The sequence below is a fragment of the Clostridium ragsdalei P11 genome, assembly GCF_001675165.1.
In the GTDB taxonomy this organism is placed as follows: Bacteria; Bacillota; Clostridia; order Clostridiales; family Clostridiaceae; genus Clostridium_B; species Clostridium_B ragsdalei.
Genome location: NZ_LROS01000077.1, coordinates 13,815 through 37,855, shown reverse-complemented (window position 1 = coordinate 37,855; position 24,041 = coordinate 13,815). Strand labels below are relative to the sequence as shown.

The following is a 24,041-nucleotide window of genomic DNA, read 5'->3' as shown; positions in this document are numbered from 1 at the left end:
AGGGGGCTCGCCCCCTTATAAGCATTTTTTCATCATTTCAAGAGCTTCTACATCAGTCTTATCGTATATTTTTATAGATCGTACAAGCTCCTTATAAGCTAGTTTTGGATATCCATTTTTATAATAAAGTTTTCCCAGATATAATAAAACATCCTGATTCTCAATTAAGTTTAAAAGTTGAAGACCCTTTTCAAATTCATCAAAACAATTTATTTTTAACAAAATGGCAAGCAGATTAAATATAAGTTCACAGAAATCCTTTGAATCCTCAGTATCTTCTGAGAGGTCTGTACACTCTCTTCCTTCCAATAAATCCTTAAACTTCATATATATCATATACTTTTTATTGTCAGGTATATCCTTAGGCTCATCTGTCAATACGTCTTTAGTGGATACGGTGTCATCAAAGGTATTGCAAAGCATAGTATAATAAAAAGCCTTATCTATAAATTCCTCTGAACTTATCTTTTTTAGAAAGCCATAAGCGTCCTTAAATTTTTTCTGATAAAACAAACAAACTCCCTTATAGTAATATATTTTAGACCTGCTAATTTCATCTTTACATATTCTATCAGCTCTATCTGCATATTCATATGCAATATCAAACTTATTTTGACCATAAAATACATCTGATAAAACTAAATATATATTTGGATCTGAACTTTTATCCACATAACCGTCGAACTTAGATTTCATTTCATTTATAGAAGCTTTTTTAACCGCCATTATTTCACATAGTTTGTAAATAGCCTTCACATATCCTGGTTTCATCTTTAATATCTTATCACAATAATAAAGGGACGAGTCATTATCTCCTAGATATAAATATATGCTGCACAAAACCATATAGCTTCTATATGAGCCCACTCCAACTAATTCATTTATCTGAATAGGAGGTTCCCCCATCTTAATACATTTTTTTAGTGAACTTATGGCCTTAAGATACTTTTTTTCACTAATAAAAGTATTGCCTCTTATAAATTCTAAGTCTGTAAAATTAGGATAATATTTTAACCCTTGATCAACAAACTTATATTCTTCTGCAAAATTTTCAAGTATTTGATTACAGGAAACAATCCTCAATATGAGTTTAGAACTAAAGCCTTCCATTGGATTAAACTGTTCATAGCTTTTCATATAGTATTTCAATGCCTTTTTATAATCTTCTTTAGCATAGTACTCATTTCCCATATTAAATAACATAAATCCATTGTGAGGATGCTTATCCAGCTCCTTTTGAATTATAGCCATATTTCTCTGCCTTTTATCTTTGGATTTCACAATTTCATTTAAATATCCATAATGATAAAATCTTATATTTTCAATTTTTATATCATCCTTACTAATAATGTGCTCTGGTGGAGGTATAAGCTGTTCATGTATGTCACCTACAAACTTGTACCCTTTTCTATTTTTCACAAGTCTTACATTCAAATTAAGGGTAACATCACCGCTGCTTATATTATCTCCTGAATAGCTTAAAGTTTGCATAAAATATACATTAGTTTTGCTATTTTTATCGTTAGTTAATTTAAGAAGCTTATTTGTATCCTCTTTTTCAAATTCATCATCTGCATCCATTATAAGAATCCAATCTTTCTCAGCCTTCTCCAATGCACAATTTCTTGCATTAGAAAAGCTGTTATCCCATTTATAATAAAAAATCTTTGCGCCATATTTTTTAGCAACTTCTACAGTAGAATCAGTAGATCCCGTATCCACAATTATAATCTCATCTACAAAGTGTTTTACACTCCCAAGACATCTTCCAAGGACATCTTCTTCATTTTTAACTATCATGCACAAACTTATGGGCACATCTATAAACCTCCTTTTTAGAGTTTTATTAATATGGTGCTGCCTAAAAGGCAGCACCAATATAACTAAACTCTTCCATTAAAATAAGCTTCAAGATTAGCGGTATTAGTTCCCGTATCATAATAAAGCCTTGTATAATTCATATAATACTTGGTAGTTAAAACTGTAGCACTACCTTTCTCAAGTGTTACCGGACTAACATCATTTACAAAATAGGAGTCCGTATCAGTTGGGGAAACTTGCAGCACTACTGTAATTGCATTTGCAGCATCATTATTCTTAATATAATAAGAGTACATTGATTGCTGAGAAGTATCCTGCTGAAGTACCGATTTTATGCCTGTTCCTGTGGTTATGGCAGTGCTGGTTGCAGTAAATCCAACTCCAGTAGTTACTGAACTTACAGTACCTGCTACTGTTACTGTTCCTACTGTTACAGCTACTGTATTTCCTACACTTACGGTTCCTTCCACTGTTACTGTATTTCCTACACTTACAGTACCTGCTACTGTTACTGTTCCCACTGTTACAGCTACTGTATTTCCTACGCTTACGGTTCCTTCCACTGTTACTGTATTTCCTACACTTACAGTACCTGCTACTGTTACTGTTCCCACTGTTACAGCTACTGTATTTCCTACGCTTACAGTTCCTTCCACTGTTACTGTATTTCCTACACTTACAGTACCTGCTACTGTTACTGTTCCCACTGTTACAGCTACTGTATTTCCTACACTTACGGTTCCTTCCACTGTTACTGTATTTCCTACACTTACAGTACCTGCTACTGTTACTGTTCCCACTGTTACAGCTACCGTATTTCCTACAGTTACAGTTCCTGCTACTGCTAAATTACCACCCGATATAGTTAAAGCCTCAGCTTTGTTTGTACTACTATTATAAGCATACATTTGGGTTTTCAAATCACTAGCTGTGCCATTAAATATCAAATTATTAGGCATGAATTCCCATCTCCTCTTTATGGTTTAATTGATTTGAATGGGCCTTATTTTTCAGGCCTACTAATATGTTATTCTTTCATCTATTAATTGTGATACATTTTATCCGATGACTACCTACTGTAACACTCACACTAAGTAAGATTTATTTATATTTTCTACAGCTTTAGCCTAGGAAAGTGGATATATACCCGAAACTTTCTATTGATAAACCTGACATATAAAGTTAAGTTTTGCAGATGCAAATCCAGAACAATTGAACTTCACCCTATAATATTTTCCATAGTATTTAGCTATTAAAACTTGTGACTTATTGGCTCCAACAACCACTCCTGTATCTTCAATCCAGTGTTTTGAATCTACACTTACTTCTACTACTGCCTTAATTTCCACACCGCTAGTATTTTCAATAAAAAATGTACCATTTATAATACGTTCTACATTTACTATAGGTGAACGTGCTGTATTAAAAATCTTTAACTCCCAATACTTTTCTACAACATCTACAATCTTCTGGTCGTGGTTTATTTTTGAAGAACAAATCACTAATTTAGGTGCACCTTCATAATTAGGGTTTGAATTTGAGGAAAAGTTAGCAAGTGCCCTGTGTTTTTCACCAGATTTTAAAACTAATCCATTGTTCTTTATAGAATTATCATGCCACTCATCAAACATATGAGTTATATCTACATGAATAATTCCATGAGAGTTTTTATTTAACTCAAACTTTACCTGTTTTTCATAATACTCAGGCTGATTTTCAAATGAAGTATTTAGATCAAAGTCCTCCTTAAGTGGGTGTACATAAAAATTTGTTTTAGAATGCGGTATATTAATTTTATTTAAGTATATTTCTAGTTCTGCAGAATCTACAACTATATTTTCAGATATGTCATTTATATTAAAATACATATAAGTTCTATATGTATTTTTCCCTGTAAACCCAACCTTTAACTCATTATCCTCTACATAATTTTTAGAATTTGAATTCGTTATTGTAATACATTTTTTACATACAATTTGTGTTTTTTCACAAGGCATACAATTCCCCCCTCATAACTAGAATATGTGTAAAGCTTAAAAAGGCTTACAAAGTTTATCTTTTTTTAAGCCTTTTTTAAGTTTCATGAGCCAAAATATAGTTAACTAAACTTTTTAATTAATAGTTAAGAATGAAGAATTAATAGTTAATGTGGATTTTTTTCCGTTACACTACAAAAAATCTTTGATTAAGCTTTTCACCACTCGTTTCGCTAAAGCGAAACATTTCTGATTTATATAAATTTAAAGATTTTTTGCGACAGCTAAAAATCATCCTTCACTATTAATTTTTCATTATTAATTCTTAACTTGCGAAGCTTTTCTTTGCAAAGTTTTTATATTAATTCAAAATTTTATATGTGCGAAAGTTGAGTATTCAACTTCTAAGAGAGGAGAGTGAAATGATAACAATGTTTCCAAAAAAGAATTTATTTAAGGTAGGTCTTATTTTTCTAATATTACTATCCGCATTTTTTTGTATTTACAGTATAAAAAATTACAAAGCAAATACTATTACATCTAAAAACAACGTACAGCAATTTAGCAATAATAAAAGCAACAAAAACATACCTGTTCCAAAAGATAATACTAAATTTTCAAATGGAACCAGGTACGGTGAAAAAAATAACATTCAAAAGCAGCCAGGTAATAATATGAATTTTGGCAAAGATAGCAGTAAGAGATCTGAAAATGGTACACATCAAATGCCTGGTGGAGATATGGGAGGAGGCCTTTCATCTACCAAAAGCAAATATGCACCTTTTTTAACCTTATATTTAATAGCATTTCTAATTTTGTGTGCTGGAGCTTTCTACTTTATAACTCGTAGAGATTTAAAAATAAATAGAAATAATATAAAAATATTGATTTTTTCATTATTGTGTATAGGACTATTTTTAAGAATTTCATTATCTACAGTTATGGAAGGATACGGCGGAGATATAAATTTATTTAAAGATTGGGCATCAACTACAGCAAATAGTTTTTCTCAATTTTATACAAATGCAAGATCTGGCGACTATCCACCTTTATATATGTATGTACTATTTTTAATTGGTAAGATTGCAAGTATAAGTTCAATTAATCCATATTACACACTACTTTTGAAACTTCCATCAATAGCAGCTGATGTGATTACAGCTTATTTTATATACAGGTTAGCTAAAAAGTATTTATCACTAGAATTCAGTATTCTCCTTAGTGCATTTTACATTTTTAACCCGGTTACTTTTATAGACTCTGCACTTTGGGGACAAGTAGATTCTTTCTTTACACTAATTATAGTACTGTCACTGTTTTTGTTATCGGAAAGGAAGACGGTCCTGTCATCTATAGCTTTTACCTGTGCAGTGCTTATGAAACCTCAGGGAATTATATTTTTACCGGTTCTATTATTTGAACTAGTACGGGAAAGGGATTTAAAAATATTTATAAAATCAGTAATTGCGGGTATTATCACAGCTTTAGTTATAATATTACCTTTTTCCTACAACCAAAATGCCCTGTGGATATTTAAATTATATTCAAAAACTATATCAGAGTACCCTTATGCTTCTGTAAATGGATTTAACTTTTTTAATTTAATTGGAGCGAATTACAAAAAGATTTCAGAAGTGTTTTTTATATTTAACTATCAAATTTGGGGAATGATTGCAATAACTGCAATTACTTTATCTTGCTGGTACTTATATGCAAAGAACAAAAACAGGATGTTTGTCTTTGCTGCAGCACTTGTCCAAATTTCAGGTGTTTTCACATTTTCTACAGGAATGCATGAAAGGTATTTGTTTCCTGCTGCTGCATTATCAGTTATAAGCTTTATATACCTAAAAGATAAAAGACTGTTAACTCTAGCAATTGGATATACTATAACAATTTACACCAATATTTATTATATTTTATTTGGTGGTTCAAGAGGAATGAATTCAGATTCTCACAGTTTAATAATAGATGCTATTTCACTGCTGAACATTATTTTGTTTATATATCTTATGAAAATATTAATAGATAATATGAATTTAATTCACAATTCACGATCCACATTTCACAATTGTTGAGTTAAGCAAATAATAGAAAGGACGTGTAACTCATGAAAATTAAAAAAGCAATAATTCCTGCTGCAGGACTCGGTACAAGATTTCTTCCTGCTACAAAGGCTCAACCTAAAGAAATGATGCCTATAGTAGACAAGCCAACAATTCAATATATAGTTGAAGAAGCTGTATCTTCTGGAATTGAGGAAATATTAATAATAACAGGCAAAAATAAGAAATCTATTGAAGATCATTTTGACAAATCCGTAGAACTTGAAGATCAACTTAAAAAGAATAATAAAACCACTTTATTAAAGTTAGTTCAAAACATATCAAACATGGTAGATATATATTATACAAGGCAAAAAGAACCTAAAGGATTAGGTCATGCCATAAGCCTTGCTAAAAATTTTGTAGAAGATGAACCTTTTGCAGTTATGTTAGGCGATGACATAGTTGACAGCAAAACACCTTGCCTCAAGCAGCTTATAGATTGTTATGATAACTACAATACTTCTATTTTAGGCGTTCAGCCTGTAAAGGAAGAAGCTATATCAAAATACGGTATTATAAGTGGCATTGAAGTTGAAAAGGGAACTCTTAAAGTCAAAGATATGGTAGAAAAGCCAACAGCCCAGGAAGCTCCTTCAAATATTGCAATTCTAGGGAGATATATTATAACTCCAAAAATATTTGAAATACTTGAAAAAACCAAACCAGATAAAAAAGGAGAAATACAGCTAACAGATGCCCTAAAAGAACTTGTAAAAACTGAGGCAATATACGGATATTGTTTTGAAGGACAAAGATATGATGCAGGAGATAAATTTGGTTTTCTCCAGGCAAATATACACTATGCACTAAAAAATAATGTCTTAAAAGATGAGCTTTTAGAATATTTATCTACAATTAAAACTGCACTTTAGGAAAGCTCTAAGTAGAAATTTCAAGTCATATAAAAACATGCTGACAAATTTCATCACACTAAAAACTTTTTATCCGATGACTACTCACTCTAATACTCCCACTTCTGCAAGTGGGAGTAAAGAGCGACTACGTCCCTAGATAACGAGTTCTAAGCATCAGGTGGAGTTAAAACTCCATCTGATGCTTAGAACTCTGTTTATAGGTCTAACGCTCGGCATTTTGAAAATCTAAAGAGACTTATATAAACTCGTACCTCAGACATATATAAGCTTCTAAGATTTTCTAAAATGCTTCACTAAGACTTATAAAAAAAGTTTTTAAGTGTGATTTCAATTTTGTCAGCATGTTTCCTTGTATGATTTGAAATCTTCATCTTATAAGTTCCTATCAAAATTAAATTTGTGATATAATTTGCATATACAAATTTATGAAACAAATATAAACTAATGAAGCCATAAGGTGGTAAGAAAAATGACAATACAGGTATATTTAGTTTTTATGCTAACTTTTATTATTTATGTTATAGGAACATTGGCATATTCTACTAGAATTGTGGGAATAAGAACTGGTAGAATTGCGGTATCTTTTGCTGTATTTAATGTTTTTGTACTTATACAAAGAACAGCTAATACTATTCAAGCTCCATTGTTAGCAAAAACTATTGAAAATGGTATAAATACAGGTCATTCTAGTAACTTACTGTATATTTTTAGATGGATAGTTTTTTCTATTACTTTAGCCACAATAGCTGGTGCAATTTTAATGCCAACTTTTATAAAAGTGTTTAATAAATTGGTTGTATCATTTAGTGTTTATAGGTCTTTACCTAGATTGATGCTTCATGCATTTTCGAAATCAGGAATTGAGCAGTTTAAAAATAGCATTTCAATTCCTAAAAAAGAAAATTTATCTGAATTAAGGAACTTTAGGAAAACTCCTAAAAAGGTAATTTTACTAAACATTATTGCATTTTCTATATCTAGTGTAAGTATTTTATCATCATTATATGCTGGATGTTTAAGTCCTAATTTAAGAACTACCTGCAGCACTTTAGCATCTGTAATTAATAGTATTTCAACAATATTCATGGTTATATTTATTGATCCATATTTATCTATGATGACAGATGATGTGATAAGAGGAGAACGTACAGAATTGGAATTTAACCGCTGCATAATTTTTATTGTTGGTGGATTGATTATCGGAAGTATATTAGCACAATTAATATTAGTGCCTGCTTCACATGTGATAGTACTTATAGCAAGATTAATTTAGTTGATTTGAAAAAGATACGCGGTAAAGCTAAAATACTTTCTTCTACAATTATAGGAATTGGTTCTTACAAAAATTGAGTTACTAATAATCTATTGATATGTGCAAATTTATTTTAATTTTCAAACTGTAAAGTTTAGTTTCTAACTTAAAAATAAACTTATGCGTAGAAATATTTTACAATAAGCAAACACATTTAAATATTTTGCATATAAGTCTTAGTAAAAAATTTTAGAAAAACTTAGACCTTTTGAATTGTCTGAGGTACGAGTTTTCAAAAGGTCTTAGGTTTTCAAAATTTTTTGGTTAGACTTATCAAAATATTTAACGTGTTTGTGTTTGTAAAAATATTCGGAGCATAAGTTTATTTTTTGTTTAGTAATCTACATCCTAGACTTCAAATGTGCTGAATGCCTCTAAGAATTTATCAATATCTTCTTCAGTATGCTTTACATTTAAAAATATAGCTTCAAATTGAGAAGGTGCAATATAAATGCCTTTGCTTATCATATGTTGAAAATACTTTGCAAAAAGAGAAGTATCACATTTTTTAGCATCTTCATAATTTCTAACTTCTGAATCTTTAGTAAAGAATATAGCGAACATTGCTCCGCACCTATTTACTACAACATTTATGCCCTTCTTTTTTGCTATGTCCCCTATACCCTGTTCCAATTTTGCACCTAATTTTTCAAGATGTGCATAGTAATCAGGATTGTCATGCAGCTTCTTTAAAGTTGCGATTCCTGCAGCCATTACAAGAGGATTTCCGGACATTGTTCCTGCCTGGTAGACAGGTCCCATTGGCGAAAGTTTCTCCATTATTTCTTTTCTTCCACCATAAGCACCACAAGGAAGACCTCCACCTATAATTTTTGCAAAAGTAGTTATATCCGGCTTTATTCCATAAATGCTCTGGGCTCCTTTATAAGCTACTCTAAATCCACTCATTACTTCATCAAAAATAAGCAAGCTTCCATTTTTATCACAAATACTGCGAAGTCCTTTTAAGAAATTGGCATCTCCAGGAATTACGCCCATATTTCCTGCTACTGGTTCTACTATAATTGCTGCAATGTCTTTACCATGCTTCTCAAAAATTTTCTCCACATTAGAAAGATCATTATATTTAGCTATTAAAGTGTTTTTCACACTGTCCTCAGGAACCCCAGCGCTTCCTGGAATTCCTTCTGTCATGACTCCAGAACCTGCTTCTACTAAAAAATCATCAAAATGACCATGATAGCAGCCTGCAAATTTTATTATTTTATTTCTTCCAGTACATCCCCTAGCAAGCTTTACTGCACTCATAGTTGCTTCTGTTCCCGAATTTACCATTCTAAGCATTTCTACATTATCTAAAGTGGTACATACATATTTTGCAAGCTCCAATTCAAGCTCTGTAGTGGCGCCAAAAGATATAGCATTTTCGCTTGTATCCTTTATAGCCTTTACCACATCATCATCACAGTGTCCTAAAATCATAGGCCCCCAGGAGCATACAAAATCTATGTATTTATTACCATCCTCATCATAGATATAAGCCCCTTTCCCCCTCTTTATAACAGGTGGATTCAAAGGCACATCTTTAAATGCTCTAACAGGACTATTTACTCCTCCTGGCATATATAATTTAGATTCATTAAATATATCATCATTTCTCATTAAGTTTTACATCTCCATTTCTTCATCATTAACAGAATATTTTATTTATAAGCTTTAAATATTCATCTTCTTTTCCTTGAAGTTTTGCTTCTTTTAATACATCTATAGCCCTGTTTATATACACTTTGGCTGTACTCTGTATCATAGTTTGTACGAGTACTTCATTATCCTTGGTATACCTTTTATTTTTAAAAGTCTCTATCCTCTTTTCACATATTTCACTTCCAAAACTTTTCATCTTCTGTATTTCCGGTGAAAGCTCATCTAAAGACTGCCATTTTATAAATTCATCTATATATTCTTGGATAATATACCTGTACTTTTCCATTTTTTCTTTTCGCATAATCTTATTATTTTCATCAATACTGCTTATATTATCTATGTCATATACTTTTACACCTGGAAGACTTAATACACCTGCATCTATATCTTTAGGTACTGCAAGATCAAATATGAGAAATTTCTTTTTAGGAAGTTCTTCTTTATAAATTATAGCATGAGGTGCAGAAGTACAACTTATAATACAATCCACATTGCTATAATAAGCTTTTCTTTCTTTAAAAGTTATGAATTTAATCCAATTACAATTTTCATATAAATCTTTAACTTTATTCAAATCACGCACTACAATATATACAATTTCAGTATTCAAACCAGCTAAATATTTGAGGACAAGCTTTCCTATTTCTCCAAACCCAATTACCATATACCTTTTTATTTTGCTTTTTTCTGCTTCTTTAACAGCTATTGATGGTACAGATACAGGTATTTTATACATTTCACAGTCATTCTTAAACTTCTTACCACAGGTTATTGCATTCTGAAACAGCCTCTGAAGCTGTCCTTTTATAGTTTTAACTTTTAATGCCATATTATATGCAGTCTTAATTTGTCCTAAAATTTGATCTTCTCCCAAAATTTTAGAATGGAAACCACAACTTACTTCCATTAAATGCTTAATAGCATCTTCACTTTTTGCATAAAAGGTATATATAATAAGTTCCCTGCTCCAACCTAAAGCATCAAATACAGCATTTATTAGTTCTTCCCCTTGTGTATTAGAATCCACATATATTTCTGTTCTGTTGCAAGTACTCAAAATTAAAACGTTTCCTGTAATTTTATAAACATTCTTTAATTTATCTTCTAATTTTGACGATACAATAGAGAACTTCTGCCTTATTTCAATATCACATTCACTTTTTACCCCTATAAGTTGTATCATTTTATCAACTCCAATATTACAACTATATTATTATAATTAAAATATAACTTTACTATATACCTAAAAAACCTTTTAACTAAGTGTTAAAAGGTTTTTACACATAAACATAAGTAATAAATGCTTTATTTATTACAATGCCCCCTATCACTTGTAGAGTTAACGGCCTATTATATAGGCAGGTCTTCTGACTTAAGCTTCATCATCTAAGTATGCCTTCCCTATTTACAAGTGGCTTGTCCTACTTAAATTCACCTAATACAGCTACAAGATAGCTCAGGATTTCCACCTGATTCCCTTTTAATTAAATATACTTAAACCTATACTATTATTTATTAAATTTTATTTTACAACATTAATTTTCATCTTAATTATAACATTATCATAAAAAGAATCAACTATAGAGTTTCTAGATTGAAAGTTGACATATACCAGTTCATATGCTGACAAATTTCATCATACTAAAAACTTTTTATAGGTCTAAAGTTCGGTATTTTGAAAATCTAAAGAAGCTTATATAAACTCGTACCTCAGACATATATAAGCTTCTAAGATTTTCTAAAATACCTCACTAAGACTTATAAAAAAAGTTTTTAAGTGTGATTTCAATTTTGTCAGCATTATTTTCAGGTATAAGTTCAAATTTTAAGCTAGAATACCTCAATGTGAATTTATAACTTAAAAATCAACTTATACGCAAGCATATTTTTACAATAATGAAGCTCTTTTAAATATTTTGCATATAAGTCTTAGAAAAAAATTCGTAAAAACTTAGAACTTTTGAATTGTCTGAGGTACGAGTTTTCAAAAGTTCTTAGCTTTTTAGAATTTTTTACTTAGAATTATCAAAATATTTAATGAGCTGAAGGTTGTAAAAAATATCTGGAGTATACGTTGATTTTTTTGTTTAGAAACTCTACCTCTATTTTACAGTGCCTTTTAAATCATACAGCGTTTCATTGTTCATGCCGTCCATTCCTTGATGCTGGAAACTACTATTTTCTTTTGAACTATTCTCTTTTTTATTATTGTTATTAGAATTTACACTTTTTTGAGCTTGAGAACTAGTAGTATCTTTCCATTCAGTAGTTGAAACAGCTTTGCCGTTTTTCTGAATCCAATTCATTATATCCTGGGAGTCTCTTCCTCCCATACCTCCTGTAAGTACATATCTTACCTCACCTTTTTTAACCATTTGTTTAAATTGATCAAGAGAAAGTATCTTGTCAGATCCTGAGAAACCTCCAAGGGCCATTACGCTTTTTCCGCTTTCAATTATTATATCTTCAGCAGAAGCAGAACTTGAAACTACAAGTGCATATTTTTCGTTTGACGTATGATTTTCAAGGAATTTTATAAGCTTTGAATTCTTACTGCTGTTTTGTCCACCCATCATCATGGAATTTCCTGATTTACTATTTGACAGGAGCTCCAATCCTGCAGCTGGCAAAGAACTTAAGCTGTGAGTTATAGCAGCAGCAGAACCGATAGCAGGTGTTACTAAAATTCCTATAAGAGCAAGTGCTGTAAATATCTTAGCAAGCCTTCCACTATTACCCTGATCCAAATTTCCTTTCTTTACTATCCTGTATATTATAAGCAGTGCAGCAGATGCAAAACACAATATGATAGCTGCTATAATTATACATTTTATAGTAGTGGATATAGTAGTAGTAAAATAGGATAACATCAAAAGATGTACCAATCCTTCTGCAATAAATGCTGCAGGCATTATCCATGATTTTATGCTGCCTTCCTTATATAGCTTCCACATAGAAGTAAGTCCTATTCCACATAAAGCTGCAATTGGAGGGGCTAGCATTGTTAAATAATATGGATGGAACAATCCTTTTGTATAACTGAAATATATGAATTCAGGTACCAACCATAATGTCCATAATGTTAACCCTAATTTTTTCTTGTTATCAAATGGGAACTTAAGTTTTTCTACTATTACAGATGTAGCAAGTCCAAATATAGCTAGAGGTAAAAACCAAACTATCTGGTCTGACAAAACATTTTTAGAAAATAATCTAGTAACACCTGCTGTTGTCTGTCCCCCAAAGCTTCCTGAAAGTCCATTTGATCCGCCAGGTCCGCCGCCACCAGGTCCTCCACCTTGATTCTTGGAATTGCCTTGTGTAGTCTCACCTCCCGGACCTCCTTGTTGACCTTGAGCAGAATTTCCTGAATTTTGTGGAGGTGTCATTCCACTAGGAGCATTACTGTTTCCACTTTGTGAATTTGCCTGGTTTTTGCCGAAATTACTTCTAAATTCTTTAGATTGAGGATTTCCTACCTTTCCTGATGGTCCTCCACCCATACCACCATTAGTACTGCTAAGTCTTTCCAGTCCATTATGTCCAAATATAAGTTCAGTAACGGTGTTATTTGTACTACTCCCTACAAAAGGCCTATTTTGTGATGGAACCAAGTCAACTGCCACTGCCCAGGATAAGGATATTACTCCAAGAATAAGTGTACTTATAATCAAATGTTTTATCCTCTGTTTTACAGGTACAGCTGAAGAAATCAAATAAGTTATATATAGAGCAGGAGCTATCATATATGCCTGAAGCATTTTTATATTAAACCCTAATCCTACAAGAACCAAACTTATTATTAGATATTTAAGCTTGCCTTTTTCAGCAGCTTTGGATAAAAATAAACAGGCAAAAAGTAATGTCACAATTAATAGATTGTCTATAGTATTATTCCTGCTGGTTGCTACAAAAACTGGTGTTATTGCAAGGCACAGAGCCGATATAAGTCCTGCTATCTCCCCAAAAGATCTTTTTACTATATAATATAAGATTCCAACTGAAATTACTCCGGCAAGTGCCTCGGGAAATAATATACTCCATCCACTAAATCCAAATATTTTTGCTGATATAGTCTGTATCCAGAAACCTAAAGGCGGCTTATCAATGGATACAAATCCCGCGGGGTCAAATGATACGAAAAAGAAATTTTTAAAATTCATGAGCATACTCTTTACACCTGCAGCATAATATCCATTTCCGTATCCTTCTATAGTTAAATTCGCAAAATTCAATATTGCAGATATGGCTAGAATTATACATAGTGCAAATCTTTCTTTTGTAAATTTAAATTTTTTCATAAGTTTTCCTCCTTAATTGAATACCCATATTTTATATAATAAAAAATTTATTACCTGAGCTATGAGTGTTACGACTATTTTTGATAAATACACGTTTAAATTAAAATCATTTATTAAAAATTTCATAAATACGAGTGTTGCAATAAGTGAAATGAGATTTACTATTGCAAATTGAGATAACTCTCGAATCACCTTTTTTCCAGAACTTTTGTATTCAAAAGTCCACTTTTTATTGAATATGAAACTATTTACAACTCCAAAACTATAACCTATAACCTGGCTTATTGTATAATGCAGTCCAAATACACTTTGACAAAGAGTAAATACAGCAAAATCTATTATTGTATTTATGACACCAGTGGCAGAAAAACGGCTTAGTAGTTTTAGTTTACCATTGAAAATAGAATCCATAGTTTTAATTAATTGATCCATATTTATCTGCTCCTTTCTACTAGGCATTTTCAAAGAAATAACCAGTCAGTATGCTAGCCTATTTTCTTTCAAATGCCTTATTTACTATATTTTCAATAACATAATTAGGTCTTCCTTTACTTTCGTCAAAAATTCTTCCAATGTACTGGCCTATTATACCCATGCAACTTAATATTGTCCCAAACATCACCAAATCAATTGATATTATGAGTCCAAAATTTACTATGCTCGTTTTTTGTAATACACATTTTGTAAACTCAACTATGATTGAAACAAATCCAATAAAAAGTGACAGTCCTCCTAAATATCCAGAAAGCATAAGCGGTTTATAAGAAAATGAAGTTATACCATCAAAGGCCAGTTTCAGCATTTTTTTAAGTGGATACTTGCTATCCCCTGCAAATCTTTCATGCCTTACAAATTCTACAAAGGTCTGTTTATACCCAACCCAACTTACAAGCCCCCTCACATATCTGTTTTTTTCCGGCAGTGAGTTTAATGCATTGCACACTTTTCTATCTATAAGTCTAAAATCTCCAGTGTCTACAGGAATATCAATGCTAGTCATACTCTTTAATAATCTATAAAATGACCTTGCTGTAAACCTCTTGAAAAATGATTCTCCTTCCCTCTTAGCTCTTTTTCCGTAGACGACATCATAGCCTTCCTTCCACTTCTTAATCATATCTAAAATAACTTCTGGAGGGTCTTGAAGATCTGCATCTATTACAACTACAGCCTGGCCTATAGAGTTTTCCATTCCTGCAGTTATAGCACATTGATGACCAAAATTTCTCGAAAAATTAATAAGTCTTATGTTCTTATCCTCACTGCATATCTTTTCCGTCTTTTCCCTGGTCTTATCGCTACTTCCATCATTTATAAATATAATTTCATAACTCTCTAAAGTAGAGTCCATAACTTTTTTAAGTCTTCTATAGCTTTCATCTATTACTAGCTCCTCATTATACAGCGGTACTACTATAGAATACATTACATTTTCATTCATGTTATTCACCTCAATTTAATGTTAGGCATTTTCAAAGAAATAACCAGTCAGTATGCTAGCCTATTTTTTATCATACTGCGTCGGTAGAAACTTTATCGATCTAGCTTAGTTATTATTTTGAGGTTTCAACCTTAAAAGAAACTTAAAAGAATAATAATAAATTTAAATTAAATTTAAAATCACATAATTTATAGTATAATAATTAGATATAAGGAGGGAAATTTTATTATGAGATTACTTTTAGTTGAAGATGAAGTCATGCTTTCGGATGCCTTAGTCTATATCTTAAAGAAAAACAATTATGTTGTAGATGCAGCTTACGACGGAATCACCGGAGAAGAAATGGCAGAATCCGAAATATATGATTTGATAATACTTGACAGAATGCTTCCCGAAAAGGACGGACTTGATATTTTAAAATTTATAAGAAAAAAGGGTATTGAAACCCCGGTACTCATGCTTACAGCTATGGATTCCATTGAAAATAGAGTGGAAGGACTTGACAATGGAGCAGATGACTATCTTGTAAAGCCATTCTCTAAAGAGGAACTGCTAGCTAGAATAAGGGCTCTCAGCAGAAGGCATACAGACTTTATCCAGCATGGAAGCATTAAGCTGTCCTCACTAACTTTCGATCCACTGAGGGGAGAAATTGAATGTAATGGTAAGAAAACTAAACTTACTACAAAAGAGCCCCAACTTCTAGAACTTTTAGCACGTAATAAAAATCAAGTTCTAACTAAAGATCAGATACTAGATAGAGTATGGGGCCTTGATTCCGACGTAGAAATGAATAACAATATTGAAGTTTACTTTTCCTATTTGAGGAAAAAACTAAGGGAATTAAAATGTAATGTAGTCATTGAAACTATAAGAGGCATAGGCTACTGCTTAAAAGAGGTTTAAATTATGTTTCGTAAATTAAAAATACAACTTATTCTAATCAATTTAATACTTACAAGTTTAGTATTAATAACCATATTTTCAGGCATATATATACTTATGAGCACAAGTTTTGAACATTCTGCCTATATGCGTATGAGTAAAACAGCTGAAATGGAAAATATTCCACCCTCTGGACCTCATGATAAAAACATGACTGCTTCTGAGAGTTTTTTTATAAAAATAAATTTCAAAAATGAAGTTGAAGAAATATCTCCTAATTCTCCGTTATCTGAAAAAAGCTGCAAGAAACTATTAGAACAAATATTAAAGAAAACTAAACCAAACGGTACTACAACATATGGAAATTATATTTTAAGGTATATTAAAGTCCCTAAAAGTTACGGCTTTATTGTGGTTTTTCAAGATAAGTCCTTCGACGATGAAGTACTGCGTCGATTAATTACTATATCTGTAACGATTTATATAATAAGTCTCGTTTTTGTATTTATAATAAGTTTATTCCTTGCCAATATGTCTCTAAAACCTATTATAAGTGCGTGGAAAAAACAAAAAGCTTTTACTGCAGATGCATCCCATGAACTTCGAACTCCCCTTGCAGTTATAACCACTAATTTAGATATAGTACTAGACAATAAAGATGAAACTGTAGAAAGCCAAGATAAATGGCTTAAAAACATTAAGATTGAAACTACACGAATGACTAAGCTTATAGAAGACCTTTTATTTCTTGCTAGATCAGATTCCCATAAAAATGGATTTGATACTTCTGCATTTGATATAAGCAGTGCTGTGACTAAATCTGTAGTTCCTCTTGAACCAGTTGCCTCAAAACATAAAATAGCCATTTTATCAGATATTCACCCAGATGTAATTTTTTTAGGAAATGAGGGTAGGATCAACCAACTTATAACTATCTTAGTTGACAATGCAATAAAACATACCCCTGAAGGCGGCTCCATCAGAGTAACTTTAGAAAAAATAAAAAATAAAATTGAAATAACAGTGTCTGACACAGGGGAAGGCATAGCTCCAGAACATCTAAATAAAATCTTTGAGAGATTTTACAAAGTTGATAAATCTAGATCAAGTAGGCAGGGTAATTTCGGACTTGGACTTTCCATTGCAAAGTGTATAGTGGAAGAACATGATGGAACTATAGATGTATCAAGTACTGTAGGTAAAGGAGCTACTTTTAAAGTTATATTTCCAGTAAGTTAAAATATAGAGTTTCTAAGTAGAAAGTTTACTTATAACAGCCATATACTAACAAATTTCATTACACTAAAAACTTTTAATAAGTCTAAAGCTTGGTATTTTGAAAACCTAAAGGTACTTAGATAAACTCGTACCTCAAACACATCTAAGTACCTAAGGTTTTCTAAAATACCAAGCTAAGACTTATTTATAAAAGTTTTTAAATGTAATTTCAATTTTGTTAGTATATTTCATGTATAAGGTAAAATTTGAATTAAAATAACTACAAATCATAGAGTCTATAAACGAAAAATCAACTTATACTCTAAATATTTTTTACAACCTTCAGTTTATTAGATATTTTAATGTGACAACATTAAAGAATGTTTGTTTTATATTGCATATTAACGAATTATCATAGGGATATTGAAAACACTATTTCACATTACACCACTCGATGTTCTTTAAGAAATAATGATGCTATAAAACCACTTAAAGCACAAACTGCACCTAATGCAAATACTCCAACATAAGAATTAGTTCCCCTTATAATGTAACCAGAAATTACTGGTGCTGCAGCACCAACCAATTGAGCTACAGTATTCATAAATCCTCCTACTACAGCTCCAGCTTTTGTAGGAAACATCATAGTCGTAAATGGCCAAGCTAGGACCCACATATTAACAAATAGCGCAAATAAAACCATGACAGTCATCGTAACAGCTAGTGGCAATCTATTTCCCATTGAAGCAATGAAAACAAATACTAATGAAAATGTTGCTGCAAGAAGTAATGCTGCTGATGTTGCTTTCTTATGGCCAATTTTATCAGATATCATTCCACTTAATGGCTGACTAATAACAGATGGTAATGTTGCAGAAAGTGCCCATAAAAGTGCTGCTGATTTAACGTTAACCATATAAACCTTTCCTAAATACGTTGCAAACCATGTAAAGACAAAATATTGTGTTCCAAGAAATCCAGCATAAACTATACCCATTATATATGGGTATGGGGAATGCTTCATGATATATCCAATAGTTGGTTCATTATCAGTTTGTTTTGTTTTAGTCTGATTATCAAGTGAGACCAAACCAATTTCCTCTGGCCTATTTTTAATTATATTGGGGACGATAAAAAGTATTAAAAGTCCTGGAAGGGCAGAAAGTAAAAATCCACTTTGAATATTTGGCAATCCAAAAAAGCAAAAACTAGAGAGTAAGGCTGGCATACATGCTCCTCCAACAAAGGTACCTAAAGTTCCGCCTATTCCAAGTATTCCTGTTTGCAATCCTCGATGAGATGGTGCAAACCACCTTGCAAGCATTGGATTTGCAGGAACCCAAATTGCAGCAGCACCAGCACCAATTAGTGCACGTGCAACAATACCAACACCAAGATTAGAAATATTAAATGCGAAAACAATGCTTGAAAAAACAATTAACCCGGTACCAACAGTTATTGTCCAACGTGCACCAAGCCATCTCTCACTTATGTACGCCCAAGGCATTTGCATTAGCGCATAAGCCCATAAATATGATGAATCCACCCACCCAACAGTGGCTGCATCCCATTTATATGTCTTCATAAGCGTTGGTATAACCGTTGGAATATTATATCTCATAAACATGTCCACAAAATAGGCACAAATCATAATAATAAGTATAGCCCAAGAATATTTGTAATATCCATTATTATTTTGAATTCGTTTACATGTATTCGTTTGCATTTAAAGAACCTCCTTAATATGATATTAATACAAAATTTATATTAGTAGGAAATAAAAACTACAGTAAAAAATGGTCAGTACTTATTTTTACTGATGTATTGTTATCTGATGTTGAAATCATCAGATAACAATACATCAATTTCCTTTAAAATAAACAAATCATTGATAAGATTTAACTCTCCTTCTGCCAAAGTTTAGTTAGTTACCTTTAGGAAATACTGCACTTCTTCCTGTTGAATATTTCTCTTCTATTTCACGAATTTCTGGTAACCCTATTAATCTATTGAACTCCTCAAATGTTATCATTTTATCAAAATAGTCACTTGTTGTACCTGTTTTCTTTAAGTGTCTCATTAAATCGGTTACTGCCTTTGCAATAACATAGGTTGATGATACACAAAATATTGTTAAATCATATCCTATCTTTTCAAGCTGACTTGCAGAAAGTAACGGACTTCTTCCGTGTTCCAGCATATTAGCTAATACAGGAACATTAAAACTACTTGTAACTGTTTTCATTTCATCTTCAGATTCAACAGATTCTATAAATAAAATATCTGCCCCTGCTTCTTCGTAGGCCTTTCCTCTTTTAATAGCTTCTTCTAATCCAAAATTAGTACGTGCATCTGTTCTTGCCATAATCATTAAATCAGGATTTTGTCTTGCATCACATGCGGCTTTAATTTTTCCAACCATTTCGTTTTGTGAAATAATTTCTCTTCCTAGCATATGTCCGCATTTTTTTGGTGCAACCTGATCTTCTAATTGGATACAAGAAACCCCTGCCTTCTCGTATTCACGAACAGTTCTCATAACATTAACGGCATTGCCATATCCTGTATCTGCATCAGCAATAAGAGGTATATTTATTCTCTCAACAATATTTGCTGCACGACGTACCATTTCACTCATAGTTAATAATCCAACATCTGGTCTTCCAAGTATACTTGCAGATGTTCCATAGCCTGTCATATAAACTGCTTCAAAACCTTCTCTTTCAATAATTTTTGCTGTTAGAGGATCATAAGCTCCTGGAGCAACAAGTATTTCTTTCTCCTTTAATCTTTCACGTAATTGTTTAGGCATATTTTTCATTTGTACCCATCCCTTCATAATTTTTATTTGATAACTAATGCCGGCTAATTAGTATTACTATTGATTAGAGCAAATTCTATGCCAAGTTTTATAATATTCTCAAATATAAATTAAAAAAAGCTTACATTTTGCACTCTGCCAATATTAAGATAATACGTAAATATATTAAATATTATCTTAATATATTTAATATATTTACGTATTGTTTCATATTGTTTCATATCGTTTTATGAAAGTAAAACATTATGAAACAGTGTGAATTACATTACTTTCAAATATGCCATTTTTAAATGCATTTGCAGTATAATAAATGTGAATAGAAGAATTTAATAAAATTGTTTTTTAGATTTATCCATAAATATGTGCTACTAAAGATTATTTTAATGATAATAAAAACTATTAGGAAGGAATTTGTTAAGATGCAAGAGCAAGTAACACCTATATGTTTAATATCTCCATCCAAAGAATTAGTTAAATTAGCTAATAAAATTATAAATAGTAATAATAAAAAAATTGATGTATTTATCAAAAAGTTAGACGAGGCACTTGAGTTTTCTAAAGAATTAATATCTAAGGGAGCTAGAATAATAATCAGCAGAAAAGGTACAACAGAAATATTAAAACAAGACCTAGATATACCCACCGTTAACATAGATACAACATTATCTGACTATATTCCAATTATGGAGAAAGTCATAAAAGTTAAAGGTAAAATAGCTTTTTTTTCATATTCAGAAATATCTAATGACGTAAAAACTATGTGTTATTTATTAAACATTGATGCAGATTATTATACATTTAATACTTTTAAAGATTGTGAAATATGTATAAAGAATGCAATGGCAAAAAACATTGTTTTAGGAATAGGGGGAACTTCTACAGAATACTTTGCAAGAAAATATGGGCTAAATCATATCGTTGTTGAGAGTTCCCCAACATCTGTAAAAAAAGCAATAGAGGTAGCAGAACAACCATTAAAAGTGAAAAATAGGGAACACATAATACAAGAAAAATTAAAATTAAAGATGGAACGATATAAAACTATATTTAACTATACTCATGATGCTATTATCGCAGTTGATACTACAGGTAAAATTGAGATTTTAAATAGTCTAGCTGAAAAAATAGTAAAGTCAGATTCAAAATATTGTATTGGAAAGGATATAAAAGAAGTAATTCATAATACCAGGTTACATGATGTAACTAAATCAGGCATAAAAGAAACAGATGAGATAATGAATATTAATGGTACAATGGTTTCAACTAACCGAATACCAATAATTGTTGATCAACAGATAAAAGGAGTAGTAGCAACATTTCAAGAAATAAAATCCTTACAAAAAAGTGAACGAAAAGCAAGAGTACAATTACATAAAAAAGGATTTGTAGCTAAACACAATTTTGATGATATAATTGGCAGTTCAGAGCAGATAAAAAAAATTAAAAAAATAGCATATAATTATTCTCTTTCAAAATTTACAATACTAATTACTGGTGAAACTGGAACTGGTAAAGAGCTATTTGCTCAAAGCATACATAATACAAGCCCTCGGAAAGAGGGACCATTCGTAGCAATTAATTGTTCTGCGCTATCAAAAAACATACTTGAATCTGAACTTTTTGGATATGAGGAAGGTTCTTTCACAGGAGCAATAAAAGGTGGAAAGCAGGGTGTATTTGAGCTAGCTAATGGAGGTACTTTATTCCTTGATGAAGTAGGAGAAATGCCTATGGAAATTCAAGTAAAACTTTTGAGAGCTTTACAAGAAAATGAAATTCGCAGAATTGGAGGAGAAAGCATAATACCAATTAATATCAGATTTATTGCAGCAACAAATAAAAACTTATTTAATGAAATAAAAGAACATAGATTTCGTGAAGATTTATATTATAGACTTAACGTACTTAATCTTACAATTCCTCCATTACGTAATAGAAAAGATGATATTATTGAGATAGCTAATAATATTTTAAATGAATTGAACTATGAAAATAAATCAAACATTAAAATAGATTTCAACTCAATTTTCAGCAAATTAACTAATTATGATTGGCATGGAAATGTTAGAGAACTAAAAAGTTTTGTTGAAAGATTATTTGTTGTATCCAATGAGGAAAACAGGAAAAATAAAATCGATGATCTAATTAATGAATTAATTAGACAACACACCAAAATAGACAAACTAGATAAGCATGATCAAAATGATTTTGATTTGACTACATTTGAAAAAAATAATATTATAAAAACCTTAATGACGAATAACTTAGAGATAGGAAAAACTGCAGAAACTTTAGGATGCAGTAGAACAACCTTGTGGAGAAAAATGAAGGAATATAAGATAAATATAAAACGGAAAAATTGATATCAATATTATAGGTGCCAGGCACCATAGTGGGACATTTATGTTCCATCATGGTACCTGGCACCTAATTTAGTAATTTCAATGCAGCATTGCTCATGACTTCTACTCCGTAGGCCATGGCTCTCTCGTCTATATCATACTTAGGATGATGCTGAGGGTATATAATACCTTTTTCAGGATTACCTACACCTACAAAGATGAAGCATCCGGAAATCTTTTGCAAATAGTAAGAAAAATCTTCACTGCTCATAAAAGGCTCTATAGCATGAGCTTTATGTCCAACCATCTCTTTACCTGCTTCCAATACTACACTGGTAACTTTAGGATCATTTGCAAGAACGTAAGTACATCTATCTCTCTCAATTTTGCATTTTGCACCTGCCATATCACATACATCCTCTACAATCTTTTTTATATGGCCAAATACTTTTTCTCGTACATTTTCATCAAGAGACCTTATGGTTCCCTTTAGTTCAGCTCTTCCTGCTACTGAATTGTAAACATGTCCCGAGTTAAATACACCAACAGACACAACAGCTTGCTTCATTGGGTCTACATCTCTTCCAACAATTGTATTCAATGCCACCACTATTTGGGATGCTGTTAATATAGAATCTATAGTTTGATGTGGCATGGAAGCATGCCCTGCTTTTCCTTCAATAATTATTGTAAATTCATCACTTGCTGCCATCATGGGACCAGCAGATATTCCTACTGTCCCAAATTTAACAGGCTGCCATAGATGTGCTCCTATAATGGCATCTACATCTTTTAGTCCACCATCAGCTATAATTGCCGCTGCCCCTGATCCATCAGCTACTTCTTCTTCACTAGGTTGAAATATGAATCTTACAGTTCCCTTTATCTCATGACGAAGATTACTAAGTACTTTTATAACTCCCAAAAGCATAGCAATATGTCCGTCATGGCCACAAGCATGACATGCACCCTTATTTTGTGATTGATAAGGCTTTCCACATTCATCTTCTATGGCAAGTGCATCCATATCTGCTCGAATTGCTATAATTTTACCTGGTTTTTCACCTTTTAATTCAGCAATAACTCCTGTACCAGCAGCCTTTCTAATGTCTAAGTCCAAACCCTCAAGTACTTCAATGATTTTCTTTTGAGTAGCAAATTCTTTTTTGCTTAACTCTGGATATTTATGAAAATATCTTCTTATCTCAACTATTTCAGGGTAATACTTTTCTGTAAGTTCCTTTATATCACTCATAATTACAAACCTTTCATTATT

General features: G+C 31.5%; 17 protein-coding genes and 1 riboswitch. Of the genes, 6 read left to right on the top strand and 11 right to left on the bottom strand.

Annotated features, from left to right (window positions below):
* Window positions 1-15: 15 nt before the first annotated feature.
* The 3 genes from CLRAG_RS18870 to CLRAG_RS18860 form a co-directional block, all read right to left on the bottom strand.
* Window positions 16-1,818 carry a tetratricopeptide repeat-containing glycosyltransferase family 2 protein gene (locus CLRAG_RS18870; protein ID WP_083985804.1) on the bottom strand — a complete coding sequence of 601 codons (1,803 nt, stop codon included), beginning with the start codon at window positions 1,816-1,818 and terminating at the stop codon, window positions 16-18.
* A gap of 65 nt (window positions 1,819-1,883) precedes the next feature.
* Window positions 1,884-2,780: a DUF6385 domain-containing protein gene (locus tag CLRAG_RS18865; protein WP_065079811.1), complete on the bottom strand. Its 897-nt coding sequence runs from the start codon at window positions 2,778-2,780 to the stop codon at window positions 1,884-1,886.
* 198 nt (window positions 2,781-2,978) lie between these two features.
* Window positions 2,979-3,818 (bottom strand): DNRLRE domain-containing protein, encoded by an 840-nt coding sequence (locus tag CLRAG_RS18860; RefSeq protein WP_065079810.1) that lies wholly within the window; start codon window positions 3,816-3,818, stop codon window positions 2,979-2,981.
* Window positions 3,819-4,219: 401 nt separating this feature from the next.
* On the opposite strand from CLRAG_RS18860, the gene CLRAG_RS18855 reads away from it, so the two are divergent.
* The 3 genes from CLRAG_RS18855 (at window position 4,220) to CLRAG_RS18845 (ending at window position 8,053) form a co-directional block, all read left to right on the top strand.
* A complete protein-coding gene (locus CLRAG_RS18855) occupies window positions 4,220-5,875 on the top strand; it encodes a glycosyltransferase 87 family protein (protein ID WP_065079809.1) in 1,656 nt (551 codons plus the stop codon).
* Between the two features lie 32 nt (window positions 5,876-5,907).
* Window positions 5,908-6,777 carry a UTP--glucose-1-phosphate uridylyltransferase GalU gene (galU, locus tag CLRAG_RS18850; protein ID WP_065079808.1) on the top strand — a complete coding sequence of 290 codons (870 nt, stop codon included), beginning with the start codon at window positions 5,908-5,910 and terminating at the stop codon, window positions 6,775-6,777.
* Between the two features lie 472 nt (window positions 6,778-7,249).
* Window positions 7,250-8,053: a lipid II flippase Amj family protein gene (locus CLRAG_RS18845; protein ID WP_065079807.1), complete on the top strand. Its 804-nt coding sequence runs from the start codon at window positions 7,250-7,252 to the stop codon at window positions 8,051-8,053.
* A gap of 387 nt (window positions 8,054-8,440) precedes the next feature.
* On the opposite strand, the gene hemL is transcribed toward CLRAG_RS18845, so the two are convergent.
* The 5 genes from hemL to CLRAG_RS18820 all read right to left on the bottom strand — a co-directional run bounded on the left by hemL (window position 8,441) and on the right by CLRAG_RS18820 (window position 15,499).
* Complete coding sequence (gene hemL, locus CLRAG_RS18840; RefSeq protein ID WP_065079806.1) at window positions 8,441-9,715, bottom strand: glutamate-1-semialdehyde 2,1-aminomutase; 1,275 nt, start codon at window positions 9,713-9,715, stop codon at window positions 8,441-8,443.
* A gap of 28 nt (window positions 9,716-9,743) precedes the next feature.
* Window positions 9,744-10,940 carry a glutamyl-tRNA reductase gene (gene hemA, locus CLRAG_RS18835; protein WP_065079805.1) on the bottom strand — a complete coding sequence of 399 codons (1,197 nt, stop codon included), beginning with the start codon at window positions 10,938-10,940 and terminating at the stop codon, window positions 9,744-9,746.
* Window positions 10,941-11,097: 157 nt separating this feature from the next.
* A riboswitch (cobalamin riboswitch) is annotated at window positions 11,098-11,276 on the bottom strand.
* A 583-nt stretch (window positions 11,277-11,859) separates the two neighbouring features.
* On the bottom strand, window positions 11,860-14,058 hold the full coding sequence (locus CLRAG_RS18830; RefSeq protein WP_065079804.1) for a glycosyltransferase family 39 protein: 2,199 nt from the start codon (window positions 14,056-14,058) through the stop codon (window positions 11,860-11,862).
* Between the two features lie 12 nt (window positions 14,059-14,070).
* A complete protein-coding gene (locus CLRAG_RS18825) occupies window positions 14,071-14,490 on the bottom strand; it encodes a GtrA family protein (protein WP_065079803.1) in 420 nt (139 codons plus the stop codon).
* A 58-nt stretch (window positions 14,491-14,548) separates the two neighbouring features.
* The gene (locus tag CLRAG_RS18820) at window positions 14,549-15,499 is read right to left on the bottom strand and encodes a glycosyltransferase family 2 protein (protein WP_065079802.1); all 951 of its coding nucleotides are present in this window, start codon (window positions 15,497-15,499) and stop codon (window positions 14,549-14,551) included.
* A gap of 228 nt (window positions 15,500-15,727) precedes the next feature.
* Between CLRAG_RS18820 and CLRAG_RS18815 the strand changes: the two genes are divergently transcribed.
* The gene (locus tag CLRAG_RS18815) at window positions 15,728-16,405 is read left to right on the top strand and encodes a response regulator transcription factor (RefSeq protein WP_065079801.1); all 678 of its coding nucleotides are present in this window, start codon (window positions 15,728-15,730) and stop codon (window positions 16,403-16,405) included.
* A 3-nt stretch (window positions 16,406-16,408) separates the two neighbouring features.
* Window positions 16,409-17,623, top strand: a complete 1,215-nt coding sequence (locus tag CLRAG_RS18810) for a sensor histidine kinase (RefSeq protein ID WP_065079800.1) — start codon at window positions 16,409-16,411, stop codon at window positions 17,621-17,623.
* Between the two features lie 421 nt (window positions 17,624-18,044).
* Here CLRAG_RS18810 and CLRAG_RS18805 read toward each other — a convergent pair whose 3' ends face one another.
* Window positions 18,045-19,328 carry an MFS transporter gene (locus tag CLRAG_RS18805; protein ID WP_065079799.1) on the bottom strand — a complete coding sequence of 428 codons (1,284 nt, stop codon included), beginning with the start codon at window positions 19,326-19,328 and terminating at the stop codon, window positions 18,045-18,047.
* A 198-nt stretch (window positions 19,329-19,526) separates the two neighbouring features.
* A complete protein-coding gene (locus CLRAG_RS18800; protein ID WP_154105031.1) occupies window positions 19,527-20,423 on the bottom strand; it encodes an isocitrate lyase/PEP mutase family protein in 897 nt (298 codons plus the stop codon).
* A gap of 383 nt (window positions 20,424-20,806) precedes the next feature.
* On the opposite strand from CLRAG_RS18800, the gene CLRAG_RS18795 reads away from it, so the two are divergent.
* Complete coding sequence (locus tag CLRAG_RS18795) at window positions 20,807-22,786, top strand: sigma-54-dependent Fis family transcriptional regulator (protein ID WP_083985803.1); 1,980 nt, start codon at window positions 20,807-20,809, stop codon at window positions 22,784-22,786.
* A gap of 64 nt (window positions 22,787-22,850) precedes the next feature.
* On the opposite strand, the gene CLRAG_RS18790 is transcribed toward CLRAG_RS18795, so the two are convergent.
* Entirely contained in the window at window positions 22,851-24,020 is a 1,170-nt protein-coding gene (locus CLRAG_RS18790; protein ID WP_065079797.1) for a M20 metallopeptidase family protein, read from the bottom strand.
* Between the last annotated feature and the right edge of the window lie 21 nt (window positions 24,021-24,041).

Excerpts from the sequence above, each read along its gene's own strand:
- CLRAG_RS18865 (WP_065079811.1), bottom strand. The coding sequence starts at position 2,780 with ATGCCTAATAATTTGATATTTAATGGCACAGCTAGTGATTTGAAAACC.
- CLRAG_RS18860 (WP_065079810.1), bottom strand. The coding sequence starts at position 3,818 with ATGCCTTGTGAAAAAACACAAATTGTATGTAAAAAATGTATTACAATA.
- CLRAG_RS18855 (WP_065079809.1), top strand. The coding sequence starts at position 4,220 with ATGATAACAATGTTTCCAAAAAAGAATTTATTTAAGGTAGGTCTTATT.
- galU (WP_065079808.1), top strand. The coding sequence starts at position 5,908 with ATGAAAATTAAAAAAGCAATAATTCCTGCTGCAGGACTCGGTACAAGA.
- CLRAG_RS18845 (WP_065079807.1), top strand. The coding sequence starts at position 7,250 with ATGACAATACAGGTATATTTAGTTTTTATGCTAACTTTTATTATTTAT.
- hemL (WP_065079806.1), bottom strand. The coding sequence starts at position 9,715 with ATGAGAAATGATGATATATTTAATGAATCTAAATTATATATGCCAGGA.
- hemA (WP_065079805.1), bottom strand. The coding sequence starts at position 10,940 with ATGATACAACTTATAGGGGTAAAAAGTGAATGTGATATTGAAATAAGG.
- CLRAG_RS18830 (WP_065079804.1), bottom strand. The coding sequence starts at position 14,058 with ATGAAAAAATTTAAATTTACAAAAGAAAGATTTGCACTATGTATAATT.
- CLRAG_RS18825 (WP_065079803.1), bottom strand. The coding sequence starts at position 14,490 with ATGGATCAATTAATTAAAACTATGGATTCTATTTTCAATGGTAAACTA.
- CLRAG_RS18820 (WP_065079802.1), bottom strand. The coding sequence starts at position 15,499 with ATGAATGAAAATGTAATGTATTCTATAGTAGTACCGCTGTATAATGAG.
- CLRAG_RS18815 (WP_065079801.1), top strand. The coding sequence starts at position 15,728 with ATGAGATTACTTTTAGTTGAAGATGAAGTCATGCTTTCGGATGCCTTA.
- CLRAG_RS18810 (WP_065079800.1), top strand. The coding sequence starts at position 16,409 with ATGTTTCGTAAATTAAAAATACAACTTATTCTAATCAATTTAATACTT.
- CLRAG_RS18805 (WP_065079799.1), bottom strand. The coding sequence starts at position 19,328 with ATGCAAACGAATACATGTAAACGAATTCAAAATAATAATGGATATTAC.
- CLRAG_RS18800 (WP_154105031.1), bottom strand. The coding sequence starts at position 20,423 with ATGAAAAATATGCCTAAACAATTACGTGAAAGATTAAAGGAGAAAGAA.
- CLRAG_RS18795 (WP_083985803.1), top strand. The coding sequence starts at position 20,807 with ATGATAATAAAAACTATTAGGAAGGAATTTGTTAAGATGCAAGAGCAA.
- CLRAG_RS18790 (WP_065079797.1), bottom strand. The coding sequence starts at position 24,020 with ATGAGTGATATAAAGGAACTTACAGAAAAGTATTACCCTGAAATAGTT.